We start from the raw sequence: 14,747 nt of genomic DNA, 5'->3' as shown, positions 1-14,747 counted from the left end.
CTCATTTACCAAAACAAGGCGTACAAAACTGCAATAAGAATACAGATTACATAGGAAACCAGATTAAATATTTTACCCGTAGCAAATGTTTTTCTACTGATTTCGATTCCTTTTTCATCATCGGCTCCTTTATTTTGCAAATAACTCACCAACATGATGATAGCTGCCGACAAAAGACAGGTATATCCCATTTGATCCAGGAATGGAAAACTTGGAAATAAATTTTCAAATCCGCTACCATCAAACCATGTTTTCGTGCCAATTTTAAAGAACATTGCAATTGGTATGGAAGCCAATACCCCCACAATTGCACCTTTATTAGTTGTCTTTTTCCAAAACAACCCTAGCAAGAAAACAGCCAGAATACCCGGACTCACTACTCCTGTATATTCCTGTATAAACTGAAAAGCCTGATCTAAGCCACCTAACAGCGGAGCAATAATACCGGCAATAAGCAAAGCTGCAGCAGCAGAGATTCTACCTACATTAACTGTTTCCTTATCCGATGCTTTCGGATTAAAATAAGGCTTGTAAATATCCATGGTAAATATGGTAGAAGTAGAATTAAGCATAGATGCCAGAGAAGAAACAATAGCAGCAGCCAGTGCAGCAAATGCAATTCCTTTTAAACCTGTTGGCAAAAATTGTAATAACCAGGGATAGGCTTTATCTGCAGCATCAATCGTAGGCACATTTAATCGTGCCGCATCACCCAAACCAGCCATGATGCTTGGATCATTAACCATTACATAGGCAGCGATACCAGGAATTACAACTATCAAAGGAATAATTAGTTTTAGAAAACCAGCAAATACAATCCCCCGTTGCGATTCAGCAAGAGATTTAGCAGCCAGTGTTCGCTGAATGATATATTGATTGAAGCCCCAGTAATATAAATTAGCTACCCATAAACCACCTACCAGCACACCAATACCTGGAAGGTTCATATACTGACTATGCGTTTTATCCAATATCATATGGAAACTATCGGGTGCAGCTTCGTAAATATGCTTAAATCCTGCAATAACACCTTCCCCACCAGAAACGGTATCAAGTGCCAAATAACTTGTAACCAACCCACCTATCACCAGAAATACTACCTGAATTACATCGGTCCATGCTACCGCAGATAAACCACCATATAAAGAATAACTGGCAGCAAAAAGAGCCAAACCAATAATACCATATATCATAGGAATTCCCATGATTGTTTCCATCGCCAAAGCTCCCAAATACAATACTGAAGTTAGATTCACCAATACATAAAGCGAGATCCAGAAAATGGCTAAAATTGTTTTAAGATTGGTAGAAAATCTTTTCTCCACAAACTCAGGAATAGTATACAATCCTTTTTCGATAAATATTGGCAGAAAAAACTTTCCTACAATAATTAAAGTTAATGCGGCCATCCATTCGTAGGATGCTATTGCCAAACCAATGGCAAAACCAGAACCCGACATGCCGATAAACTGTTCTGCCGATATATTTGCAGCAATCAGGGAAGCTCCAATAGCCCACCATGGCAATGATTTACTAGCCAAAAAATAATCATCGGCATTCTTTTGATGTCCTGCCTTATCGCGCGACACCCATAAACCTACTCCAACAATTACCAACGCATATGCAATGAATATTGCGTAATCGAGAAATGAAAATGTATTACTCATATCCTTATAAATTATTTAGTCCTTTGTTTGTAATGAATTGGCGATAAGTTTTTTAACCGACTAGCTGCCCCTTCTGCCGTAATATCACGCTGTGGTGTAGCCAGCATTTCATATCCAACCATAAATTTTTTAACATTAGCCGAGCGTAATAATGGAGGATAGAAATGCATGTGCAAATGCCATTCGGGATGTTCCTGACCATCGGTTGGAGCCTGATGTAATCCAGCCGAATAGGCAAAAGAAACCTCGAATAGGTTATCGTACATTATTGTAAGTTTTTTATAAATATCTGCTAATTCTGTTTTTTCCTTATCTGATAAATGAAGTAAATCGGGAACAGTTCTTTTACTGATAATCATACTTTCGAAAGGCCAAACCGCCCAAAAAGGGATTAAAGCAACAAAAGCATCATTCTCCGCTAAAATACGTTCTTCTTTTTCCAATTCGCTTTGCAGATAATCCGATAACATGCTACGTCCATGTTTTTCATAATACGCTTTTTGCGTGAGTGCCTCCTTCGAAGGTTCTAAAGGAATTGATGAAGATGCCCAAATTTGTCCATGTGGGTGAGGATTCGAACATCCCATGATTGCACCTTTATTTTCGAAAATCTGCACGTAATTTATATTTTTTTTTTGTCCCAGTTCCTCATATTCCTTAGCCCATAGATCTACTACTTTACGGATATTCTCAACCTTCATTTCGGGAATGGTAAGACTATGATTGGGACTAAAACAAATCACCTTACAAATTCCGGATTCACTTTCGGCACGAAACAGCTCCCCGTCTGAAAACACTCCTTTAGGTGTTTGCTGCAATAAAGCACTAAAATCATTTTGGAAAGCATACACATCCTTATAATTGGGATTTACTTCTCCACCAATCCGCTCATTTCCCGGGCACAAATAACATTTGGGATCGTGAGATGGCCGGCTTTCTTCCACCACTTTTTCTACTTGTCCCTGCCATGGTCGTTTCGACCGATGTGGCGAAACCAAAACCCATTCGCCGGTAAGCGGGTTATATCTACGATGTGGATTTTCTATATAATCAAATTGTTCCATCTGTCTGTAACTTGTCTATTCAATTCGTTTGCCGCCATCGCCAATTTCAGCAATATAAAATTCACCAACTAAACCTGTTTTCAAGGTATATTCTGCTCCAACCTTCTCGATGAATTCATCTACTGATTCTTCCTGAACCAAGCTAACAGTAGATCCACCAAAGCCACCGCCAGTCATACGCGACCCAATAACACCCTTTACCTTCCTGGCGGCATCTACCATACTGTCCAATTCAAAACCGGTAACCTCGTAATCATCCCGCAGAGAATTATGAGATGCATTCATTAGTAAACCAAAAGCCATTATATCACCATCTTTCAATGCTTTTACTGCCTGATTAGTTCTTTCAATTTCACTTATCACATGACGAGCTCTGCGTAACACCGTAACATCTTTTATTTTATCGGATAAAGAGTTGAACTCAGTCAGGCTTAAATCACCAAGTTTTGTAATTTTTTTAAAGGGGGAAATTGCATCAACAGCAGCCTTACATTCAGCAACTCGCTGGTTATATTTTCCAGAATCTAAACTATGCGGACTATTCGTATTGCCAATTACGATTTTTACACCTTTCAACTTAACCGGGACAAGTTCATATTCGAGCGTATCGCAATTCAAATAAATAGCATGATCTTTTTTCCCCATTCCTGAAGCAAATTGATCCATGATTCCACAAAGTACACCAGCAAATTCGTGTTCCGATTTTTGCCCATATTTCACTAATGTGAGTTGATCTTTACCAAAACCATAGGAATCGTTTATAGCTACACCGGTTGCTAGTTCAAGAGAAGCGGAAGAAGATAAACCAGCACCATTGGGAACATTTCCGGCAATTAAAATATCCGCACCTGTTTCAAAATGACATCCATTTTTCACAAATTGAGCAATTACACCCAAAGGATAATTAACCCAATTCCCCCGGTTAAGCGGACTTGTTAATTGATTCAAGTTCACTTTTTCATCCTGCATTTGATTCAACGACCGAAATCTAAAAAAACCTTCCTTGGTTCTTCTTATCAGAAAATAAGTTCCGAATGACAATGCACATGGAAAAACAAAACCCCCGTTATAATCGGTATGTTCTCCAATTAAATTAACTCGTCCAGGAGAAAAATATACGCTGCATACTCCATCTCCATAGCTATTTCTAAATTCATGTTTTAATTTATCAAGATTCATACTATCATCTTACTGGTTGGTACTGGTTGGCAAATATATGCGTTTATTTCCTATTCTCAAAATTTGAAAAAGATGAGTACACTTTATTCTTTACCAAAAAGATCTACAAAGAGTTTCGCTGAATCAGCAGACAATTATTTTCCTGATGAATTTTTTGGGCATTTAAAATCATCTCAGCCAGGATGCGTCCCATTTCCCTAAAATCGGTACTTATTGTAGTAATTCCATCCGCAACCACTTCTTTTAAAGGAGTATCATTATAAGATATAATACCTAAATCTTCACCTATCTGAAAAGATTTTCGTTTTGCCTCTTTCACCAGAGTTACTAAATCCAAATCATTGGGAACAATATAAACTTCTGATTTTTTTATATCATGATTTTCCAGGGTGGCAATGATTTCGAATTCCCATTGATTTGAAAATGTTTTTGCAAACTTCTGAAAACCTTTCATTTGCCCAATAGGTTCCTTACCTCCTGGAAAAACCAAATACAACTTTTTATACTTTTTAAGCAATTCGATTCCTGAAGAAAGCGCTTCGAAAACATCTTTTTCAAAGTTTTGATAAACGGCAGGATAATATTTTTTTAAGGTGGTATTAGTTTGATCCAGAATATAGACTTTGTCGGAAGGCAATTGCTTTAAAATCGTATAGGCATCGTTAAATTTTGCCGGCATAATAACGTATGAAGTATATTTCCCATTGTTATTTTCAATTAATTCCTTAAACACATTTCGATTAAAGTGGTGGAAATATATATCTACTATTGCCTGTCCTTTGAGATGTTCCCTGAAAGAATTATATAATATCTCTTTAAAGGCATTAAATTCCTCGAACAATACAAATATCTTCTGCTTAAACTGAGTTGATGTACTTTCTACATAATATCCTTTTCCTGGAACAGAAGATATGACTCCTCTGTTTTTCAACTCATTAAAAGCAACCAAAACAGTATCTCGAGATAGTCCGAATTCCTTACAAATCGCATTAATAGATGGCAAGCGATCTCCTATCTTTAGTTGGTTCTGTTCAATAGTGTGATATAAGCTATTGATTAGTTGCTTATATTTTGGCACTCCTGATTCATTCGAAACCTGAAAGATACTTGATGGCATAGGTCTATATATTTTATGGAATATTATTTTCTGGATTCAAAGGTAATAAATTTCTAACTGATATGTACTGGTAGGGTTGGACAACAAATTGCTATACAATTATATTAAAACATCACATAACAAAAGAGGCAACCGATTGGCTGCCTCTTTACTACATACTTCTATTAATAATCAACCTAATTATTCAACCAAAACATATTGAGAAGGGTCTGAATTACTTATCAAGTAATACGAATCAAGTCCTGCTTTCATAATGTATAACCCATTAGGATCTAAGATAAAACCAAGTAACTTTTGACCTCCATCATTATAATAAATATCTTTCCACCATTGGCCATATATACGACTATCCCAAGCCACCAACAACTCATCCGCAGCATCGGGATTCTCTGCAAAAGTAAAGGCAGAAAAACCAGCCCACTTACCATCAACATGTTTAGGTGCATAAGCAAGTACATATCCCCACTGTACATAAATTTGAAATGCACTTAATAAAGGAATATCCTGTTTCAATAATGGCTGAACAGAATCCAATGCATAAGAATAATTTTCAATGACTTTAAAATTAGTCTTCATAAAGTCGCTGTAAATTCCTTTTTGCGGTGCCGTTGGCTTAGCTCCCACTTCTATCGAAATATTTTTACCACCAGCATTTGCAATAAATTGTCCTTTTCCTTCATCGTAAATAAAAGAAGCTACATCAATGCCATCAATTGTGATTTCAGGAGAAAACAAAAGACCATCTTTTGTGACTTCAAAATCATATTTTTTAGAAGAAATACTTCCATCCTCATCAACTACCTGCAAGGTAGCCTCGCCAGGAATAGTGATCAACATAGCCTCGTAACTGGTTCCTGCTACTAATACCTTCTTAAAAAAAGACATTTTCGCAAATTTAGCGATCATCGCTTTCACCTTATCAATGTCCTCTGGTGTTCCTTTAAAAAAAGTAAGCTTGGTCTTAATATCTCCTAAGTCCGTTTTACTAATAAAGTCGATTCTGTCGTCAGAAATATGATCGAACAAGAATTCATATTCTCCGGTACTTCGATTAGCCTCATAAAGTGCTTGAAATACAGTATAATTTTCAAAAACCAATTCAGGTACTTGTGAAGCCCCAACTCTGTAGGTTACTGTTTTATCTTCTTTACCACCATCGTATGTAGATTTGAATTCAACGGTATTATCTTCATTAAACTTCATCAGGATAGCACTACCCGAATAATATGCAATCCAATAACCATCGCCTTGTGTCAATTTTGCTTTATATTCTGATAATACAGAACTTAATCTTTGTTCGGGGCTTTTATCAAACACCGGATCGGTATTTTTATCACATGATGAAAACAATGTGATTAATGCCACAAATACATATAATATATTTTTCATGATTATGCTGGATTTAAAACTTCATCAATTCTTTTCATTATCTCATCGCGAACCTGATCAAGATCTACATTAAAATTATCCATATAGTATTTCTTAATCATATTCAATTTAATGGAAATCAAATCGCGACCTTCGTTCATTTTTACTGCATCATCAGCAGGATCTAGCATTACAGGATTACCATCAGCGTCAACCACCGGATTACCATCAGCGTCGATTTTCTGATAAGCCGATTCTGGTTCATGAGTCAAATATCTTTGCTCAAATTCTGCTTTGTCTGAAGTAAGATAAATAGATAAAATTTCACAAAAGTCCTCATTCTCGTTAGAAGTTCCGTAGTTAGATACCATCCCAAGAGAGATAGCTTCCCTTGAAATTCTTGGACCAGATGCTTGTACATCACCGGCAAGATTTAACCAATTATTCGATTTATAATTCTTAGGACTTACTTCCTTAAAGCCATTAGGTAAATTATGACGTTGATGAATAATATGTCCATATTCATGGTCGGCTGTTCGCAATTGTAATAAAAGCCATTCCTTATTGGTCAAATCGTATTCATTTACCTGAGTAAAAGTGATTCGCACACCAGCATCGGCATATCCTAAAGTAATTGACTCTCCATCACTATTATACATTTTGGATCCAACAAAAACTATTTCCGGTGGAAAATGATCTTTCATAAATTTTGTGCCTGATTCAGTAATCATGAAAGGCTCTAACCAGAATTGCTTCAAAAATTCCCCCATTGGAACACAAACATCCCTGAAAGGAGGAGTAACTCTTTTTGAATCATCAACATATCTGTCCACCCATTGCCAACGCACTGCTGTTCCGTAAGGTTTTAGAAAGTTTTCTCTAAAATAAACACTAATAGGATCTGTAGATTCTACAATGCTATCTGGCTCATATACTGCTTTATTTCCTTCATCACAGGAATAGAAAAGCCCTGCAACAAGTAAACAAAATATTACTATTATATTTTTCATTTCCGTAGGTTTAACGTGGATTTTTAATGATTCCTCTAGAACTTGCACTTAATGGAATTTGAAGTACTTTTCTTTTGTCATTCTTAGCAAGAACAACTTCTTTACCATCGTAGGTGATGTGGGTTATTTCGATATCATGTCTTTTAATATCGAACCATCGCATACCTTCCTGCAAGTATTCTTTCCTTTTTTCATCCAAAAGTAAACTCATTAAAGCTTCTTTTTCATCTGGTGTCACAGTATTTCCATCAGGATCGAGACTAGCAAAATATGCCTGAATATCTGCAATAGTTAATGCTCCTGCACCATCGTATCTCAATTGACCTATGGTATTTAAATCGCTTAATGCAGCAGCAAAGTTTCCTAGTTCGATATTAGATTCTACCCTGTTAAAAAGAAGTTCTATTCCTCTAAAAACTGGTTGTACACAAAATGGATATCCTGTTGTTGCAGTCAAACTCTCTTTATAAAATTCTTCCTTCATTTTTGGAGCACGAATTACATTTCTATCGCCATCGCCATAATACCCCATGTAATCGCCTCTTAAATCATTACCGCTCCAAATTTTAGTATCAAACAAATTATTCCATTGCTTTACTCCCATACGATATCCATATGAGTGTCGTAATCCAATACCAACCTGTTTCTCAACAATTAATATATTACTAGGGTCAGTATTACTCACAAAAAAATTTCTTTTTGCTACTGATCCAGACTGATTACCATACTCATTCATATCCTTAATAAAGGCAGTATTTACCGTATTATCACCTAATACTAGATTGGCATATCTTATACTTTCGGTATAATCTCCTTTATACATATAAAATCTACAGGCAAAAGTATTGGCTGCATTTTTTGTAAAATGATATTTTTTACTGCCGGAATAATAATCATCCGAAAGAAGAGCCATTCCATCAGTCAAATCTTTCTCCACCATATCATAAACTTCCTTTACGGTATTTCTTTTATAATCCTTCAACAAAACTTTCTCTGTTTCTGTTACATACGGAACACCCAAGTCGGTTGATGAAGTAGATTCATTATAATTATTACCAAATAAATTCACCAACATCAAATGTGCATAAGCCCGGCAAAGTAGTGCCTCCCCTTTTATCGAATTCTTAAGATCAGTATTATCATCGTTAATTTTAGCCAGTGATTCTAAAGCCGTATTTGCCTGAGCTATTGCCGTGTAAGCTTCATTCCAATAATTCGAAGGTGTATTATAATCGTCGTACTCATCCAAATCTTTCCACAAATAAGTATCCGTCATTCGTGCAATTTGTTTATTGGTCACAATAAACTCCACATTATCAGTCATCCAATCAGTAAAAAAATAATCAGCTCTTGGATAGGCAGCCACCAATAATTCAGAAGCCTTTTCGAGTGAATTTATCTCAATTCTATTGTCTGGTGTTTCATCCAGATAATCGGTACATCCGGATAAAAACAAAAGAGTAATCAATTGTATTATATATATTTTTTTCATGTGTCTATAATTTGTCTTTAAATTGCCACATAGAGGCCGCAGAATTATTAAGTGATCCTATCAAATAGTATTACTAATTAAAATCCAGGCTATTCTCATGTGCTTTAAATCTTCTTGATCAATTTATCCCTAAGAATTTCAGTTTATATATTCATAGGATGATGTTGTTAAATAAGAATAAACATCAACCAATTTGATATTAAAATCCAATATTAAGAGAGAAAGTATAAGTTCTTGGCACAGGCAATGCAACACCACCTGATCGGTAAAACTCAGGATCCAGACCATTTAGCTTTTTATCTGAATAAAGTAGAGCCAGATTTTGTGCTTGAATAGACAATCGAGCACTCTCAATTCCCAAATTATTGATAAAATCTTTAGGAACAGTATAGCTAAAACTAACCGTCTTTAATCTCACAAAACTACCATCGGCAACCCGCACATCACTTTTATTATACATTTCGTATAAGTTAAGATTTCGGGTATTCAAATCATCCTCAAATCTTCTATCCACAATTGCTGGCACATTGGTGAAGTTTTCGTCTCCGGGAGCAACCCATCGGTCTTCCAAATCTTTGGAAATGGAAGAATATCCGTATTGTCTTAATCCTGTTGTTCCTGTTTTAAACAAATCATCTAAACGAATTTTGTTACCTGCTCTAAAGACAAGTCCTACGCCAAGTGAGAAATTTTTATACGTGAACGTATTAGTCATACCACCGGAATAAGGAGCATCAAGTACACCTTCATATTTGAGATAATCCATAACATCTTCGCGAGCTTGAAAATTCATATTTTCTTCGATTGCATTTCCTTCGCTATCTAAAAATGTAGGCAATCCTTGATTGGTTAATCCATTAAAGCGAATAGAATACAATCCTCTACGTGGTCTTCCCAGAAAGTTTCCTCCGGTATTTCCCACATAATCACCAATTCTATTATAATTATCCAGTTTGGTAATCTTGCTCTTATTATAGTCTAGATTGATACTGGAAGTCCACTTGAAATTTTTAGATTTGATATTAACGGTGTTCAAAGCGATCTCAAAACCCTCTGTTTCCATATCAGCAAAGTTACCGTACTTGATACCTTCACCACCAATACCTGAAGTTCGCACTGCTCCAATCAAGTCGAATGAATTTCTTTTGTAGTAAGCCAAATCGGTATAAATACGATTATTAAAGAATGCCGCTTCCGCACCCACACTAAACTCGTACATCTTCTCCCAGGATAGATCCTCGTTGGTAAGATCCTCAATCTGAATTCCTGTTTCCTTATCGTAAGGACGCCAAGTTTGATAAGCAATCATTTTTTGAATTGCACTTGCCGACGGTCCCATTACACCAGTCAAACCATAGGTAGCTTTTAAACTAAGCAGATCCACCCACTCTGAGGCTTCCATAAAATCTTCTTCTGTGATATTCCATTTGCCACTCACATTCCATGAAATCATATGGCGAGCAGTTTTGGTTCTTCCCAATTGATTCGATCCATCACGACGAATAGTACCATTAAAGGTATATTTTCCCAAATAAGAATAAGCTGCATTCAAGAAGTAACCAATATACCTATCTCTCTGCTCATCATATCTTTCCCGCACCTGATTGTTTAAACTAAGGTACTTGGAGAGATAAGGATGTTCACTGTACAATCCACCTCTATCGTATTGAATCCCCCAGCCATCACTTCCAATTTCTTTACGATCAGTATATTTTATTTCCTGTCCAACCAAAAAACTCATAATATGTATATCCTTAATCGTTGGATTCCAGGAAATGGAATTACGGACAGAGAAAAAATCTAAACTATTGTTGATGGTGTTATAAAATCCACCAACAGGTAATATGGAATATGGATTTGAGTTTGGTTCGTCAGGATCGCTGAATAATAATTGGTTTGCATCCCGAATAAATTGCGTGCTCTCAGCCCGATAAGCATTTGCCTGATTTGAATTCTCATGAATTTTGTGCTCACGTAATGCAGCATTTCTTCGAACCTGAGCTATAGTACTTAACCTTAAAGTTTTGCTTAAACTATAGTCTAAATTCACTTGAGCTACCACATCTGTTGCAGTAAGATCAACCGAATTATTATTTAGCTCATGAATGATATTAAAATCGTTGTACTCTCTTCTGAAAAATTCAAGATCACCATTGTCATCATATGCTCTCATACTTCTACTAGTATTTAAAGCATAACTAAATGGATTAATATCAAAATCACGTTGATAAACTCCTTCTACAGCATTAAAATCGCGATCTTTCGATCCTGGTAATTTTTGATCTCTGTGATTTATTGATAGTTTTAGACCTACCTTAAAATTATCTGATAATTTAAAATCACCTTTCATGGTAGCGGTGTATTTGGTTACATTATCCGCAATTGTTCTTCCGTTATCGTTATATAAGCTCAAAGATGCATAATAAACAGCATTATCTGAACCTCCGGAAAAACTAAAGGAGTGCTGCTGGGTAATCGAATTTTTAAACAGTACATCAAACCAATCCGTATTGGCATTACCATATTTGGATAGAAAGTCTTCGTTCAAACCTCCATCAGGTCCCCAGTTAATTGTTCCCTCATCAATTTGATTGAACATTTTCCCCATAACACCATAGTCTCTGGCTTTTACCGAAGATGCCAAATCAATCCATCCTTTACGAACAAGTTCCTTGTAAAAAGTAATTTCCGAGGCAGAATTCGCGATATCAAACTGAGAATAATTAGGACGTTCCTTTACAGCAATACTACCTGTATAATTCACTTTCAGCTTTCCCGCTTTTCCCTTTTTTGTATTAATTACAATAACACCATTCATAGCTTGTGCACCATACAGCGCCGTTGCGGATGCATCTTTTAAAACCTGAATATCTTCAATATCATCAGGATTTAAGCCAGCTACACCGGAGCTTAAAACAGTAGACAAGTTACCGGAAGTTAAATCGTCCGCAGTAACTTCGATTAAATCTTCCAGAACAACACCATCAACCACCCACAGTGGTTTATTATTTCCATTTAAGGATGCATTACCACGAATTCGAACAACCGGAGCAGCACCAAAAGTACCAGATACATTATCAACAGAAACACCAGCCACTTGACCCTGTAAGAATCTTGATACATCTGGAGTAGCATCCAATTTAATTTCTTCTGTTTTTATTTTAGCAGCTGAACCTGTAAAAAGTCGGCGGTCAATAACCTGATAACCTGTAACTACAACCTCGTCTATTTGTTCCGATGATGTAGAAAGTACAATGTTCAATTCTGACTGATTGCTTATTGCTACTTCCTGCTTATCCATACCAATAAACGAAAAAACTAAAATAACTCCCTTTTGGTTCGGAATTTCAATCTGGTAATATCCATCGATATTTGTTGTAGTTCCAATACTGGAATCTTTTATAAAAACTGATACTCCCGGAAGCCCAACACCATCTGTATCTGTAACGATACCCGAAATTTTCTTCTCCTCTTTCTTTGTTTGAATAGAAGTAGACTCATCTTTTGTATTAGTTTTTGGAGCCGGTTTAATTATAATTACCTGATCTTTTAGCTCATAGGTCAAACCAGAACCTTCCAGACAATCATTTAAGATAGATTTTACACTCCGAGCAGAACCATTTAAATTTACATCTTTTTTAATTTGCTTAATATCGTCAACATTATACAAAAAAGTGTAATTGGTTTTTTCTTTAATCTGATTAAAAACATCCGTTAAAGAACCACTATCTATCTTAAGTTCAAGGATTTCTCCCTGCGGTATTGCCAATGCATGAAAATGCACAACATTGATTGCAAGAAGTAAGAATAGAAGTCTTTTTGCAAAAAACAATTTTCTTTGCTGTAAAAAAGACTTTTTTCGATTTTTTTTCATAGTTTTGAATGTGATTTGGTTAGTACTATATTTCTATCACAGATAGAAATGTTTATTGGCTTTGTCCGGGGTTTGTGGCTGCAGATCCCGGATTTTTTTTATATTTTTTCCACCATTAAACTTCTATCCTTAATCGTAAATTTCACTTTTTGAGTAACTTCAATCATCTCTAATATTTGATTAATATTCTCATAGCGAGCCACATCGCCTGAAAATTTAAGATTTTTAGCATCATTATTAAGAAAGAAAACTTCCACGTCATACCATCTCGAAAGCCTATTCATTATTTCTTGCAGACTTTCGTTTTCGAAAACAAACCGACCATTTGTCCATGCCGCATAAATTTTAGCGTCCACTTTATTCTTTGCACATTTCCCATTTAGTTTATTAAATCGAAATTGCTCATTAGGCAACAATTTTGCCATATTCCCAAAAAATTCATCTTTTACCTCCACTTTTCCTTCTAGAAGCGTGGTCACAATTTCATCATCATCCCCGTAGGCGTTCACATTAAAAGATGTCCCTAACACTTTAACCTGAACATTATTCACATCAACAATAAATGGATGGAGCGAATCTTTAGCCACTTGAAAATAAGCCTCTCCCTCTAACTGCACTTTTCGCACATCACTCCCGAACACTGAAGGATACCTAAGTTTAGAATTTGAATTCAGCCAAATTTTAGTTCCATCCATTAAGGTCAATTTATATTCCCCCCCTTTAGGAATAATAATTGTATTATAGGTTAATTGCTTCTTCGCCTTATTATTTACTTCCGCCTTCTGATAAACCAATTCATCGGAATCATTCGTAATTTTAACTCCACTTTCTTGTAGTTGCACCTCTTTATCTAACTCATACTTCTCCCCATCACCCATTACTAATAAGGCAAGGTTTTTACCAGGTGTAATTATTGTTTCGGAATCATCCTTCACTGATTTTTTTAAATTGGAAAAGAAAAACACACTCCCCAACACAATAACAAAAACTGCAGCAATTTTCATAAATGAATTAAGAATTCGCGTACGTTTTTGGCGTTTAACACTTAATCGGATTTTTTCCCACACTTGTTCCTTGTGAGAATCTTCAAGTTTGTTTTCCCGATTAAAAAACTGCTTCTCCGGGTTTTGGGAAAGTCGATGAAATAAAACCAAGTTTTCTTCCTTCGCATATTTCCAATCTTCTAAAGTCTGCTCTTCCTCCTTCGAAAGCTTCCCCTCTAGCCGCTTTACTATTAAATCAGCGATATTAAAACCTAAATACCAATCCTCTTTCATATACTTTTGGTGCAATTTACATGTACTATAACAGGCAAAACTTAAAAAAGGGTGACAAAAAATATTTTTTCAGCACCCTTTTTTTTAAAAAAAATCTTCAATTTCCTCATAGAAAGCATAATAGTGTAAATAAATTTTTCAGATTTTCTCTTAAAAACTTATTAGCTCTTTGCTTTTGTGTTTTAACCGTGTTAATTGAAATATCTAAATCCTCTGCTATTTCCACATTTTTCAATCCCTTTAAACTTAAAAGGTAAATCAGTCGTGCGGATTCTGGCAATTTTTGAATTGTATCAGTAATTATTCTATTAACTTCTTCTTCGATCACATTGTTTAAAAAGAAATCATTACTGCTTAAATCTTTAGCGAACTCTTCCTGATAGTTTCGACAAACCTTCTCATGTTCTATTAAATTCAAACAAGAATTGCGAACCGTTTTGTACAAAAATGCACGTAAGGCTGCTTCATGAAAAAACGAAGTTTTTTTCTCCCAAACTTTTAAAAAACTCTCTTGAATTATATCTTCCACAGCATTTTGATTAGGAATATATTTTTGTCCAAAGAGAAATAATGCATCGTAATATTTGTTGTAGAGCTCCTTGAAAGTCCTCTCACTACCGGCTCTTAGCTTATTTATGGGGATAGAATAATGGGCTGTCATAAGGTTAAATAGTTAATGGTCAGACAATATTATAAAAT

At 35.6% G+C, this 14,747-nt stretch carries 10 protein-coding genes; all 10 read right to left on the bottom strand.

Features of this window, described 5'->3' with window-relative positions; translation table 11 throughout:
- Nucleotides 1–5 precede the first annotated feature (5 nt).
- The 10 genes from DLK05_RS10235 to DLK05_RS10190 all read right to left on the bottom strand — a co-directional run bounded on the left by DLK05_RS10235 (nt 6) and on the right by DLK05_RS10190 (nt 14,709).
- The gene (locus tag DLK05_RS10235) at nt 6–1,667 is read right to left on the bottom strand and encodes a sodium/sugar symporter (protein ID WP_127343911.1); all 1,662 of its coding nucleotides are present in this window, start codon (nt 1,665–1,667) and stop codon (nt 6–8) included.
- Between the two features lie 11 nt (nt 1,668–1,678).
- Nucleotides 1,679–2,731 (bottom strand): UDP-glucose--hexose-1-phosphate uridylyltransferase, encoded by a 1,053-nt coding sequence (locus DLK05_RS10230; protein WP_127343910.1) that lies wholly within the window; start codon nt 2,729–2,731, stop codon nt 1,679–1,681.
- A gap of 15 nt (nt 2,732–2,746) precedes the next feature.
- A complete protein-coding gene (locus DLK05_RS10225) occupies nt 2,747–3,910 on the bottom strand; it encodes a galactokinase (RefSeq protein WP_127343909.1) in 1,164 nt (387 codons plus the stop codon).
- Between the two features lie 103 nt (nt 3,911–4,013).
- The gene (locus tag DLK05_RS10220; RefSeq protein WP_127343908.1) at nt 4,014–5,027 is read right to left on the bottom strand and encodes a GntR family transcriptional regulator; all 1,014 of its coding nucleotides are present in this window, start codon (nt 5,025–5,027) and stop codon (nt 4,014–4,016) included.
- A gap of 180 nt (nt 5,028–5,207) precedes the next feature.
- A complete protein-coding gene (locus tag DLK05_RS10215) occupies nt 5,208–6,416 on the bottom strand; it encodes a DUF4302 domain-containing protein (protein WP_127343907.1) in 1,209 nt (402 codons plus the stop codon).
- Between the two features lie 2 nt (nt 6,417–6,418).
- Nucleotides 6,419–7,405: a substrate import-associated zinc metallohydrolase lipoprotein gene (locus DLK05_RS10210; RefSeq protein WP_127343906.1), complete on the bottom strand. Its 987-nt coding sequence runs from the start codon at nt 7,403–7,405 to the stop codon at nt 6,419–6,421.
- A gap of 10 nt (nt 7,406–7,415) precedes the next feature.
- Nucleotides 7,416–8,897, bottom strand: a complete 1,482-nt coding sequence (locus tag DLK05_RS10205) for a RagB/SusD family nutrient uptake outer membrane protein (RefSeq protein WP_127343905.1) — start codon at nt 8,895–8,897, stop codon at nt 7,416–7,418.
- A gap of 199 nt (nt 8,898–9,096) precedes the next feature.
- Nucleotides 9,097–12,771, bottom strand: a complete 3,675-nt coding sequence (locus DLK05_RS10200; RefSeq protein WP_127343904.1) for a SusC/RagA family TonB-linked outer membrane protein — start codon at nt 12,769–12,771, stop codon at nt 9,097–9,099.
- 98 nt (nt 12,772–12,869) lie between these two features.
- The gene (locus tag DLK05_RS10195; protein WP_127343903.1) at nt 12,870–14,048 is read right to left on the bottom strand and encodes a FecR family protein; all 1,179 of its coding nucleotides are present in this window, start codon (nt 14,046–14,048) and stop codon (nt 12,870–12,872) included.
- A 106-nt stretch (nt 14,049–14,154) separates the two neighbouring features.
- Complete coding sequence (locus tag DLK05_RS10190; RefSeq protein ID WP_127343902.1) at nt 14,155–14,709, bottom strand: RNA polymerase sigma-70 factor; 555 nt, start codon at nt 14,707–14,709, stop codon at nt 14,155–14,157.
- Nucleotides 14,710–14,747: the final 38 nt, after the last annotated feature.

Source organism: Ancylomarina longa, from assembly GCF_003996985.1.
Lineage (GTDB): Bacteria > Bacteroidota > Bacteroidia > Bacteroidales > Marinifilaceae > Ancylomarina_A > Ancylomarina_A longa.
The sequence above is the reverse complement of the archived record's forward strand: the minus strand, read 5'-3'. Positions and strand labels throughout refer to the sequence as shown.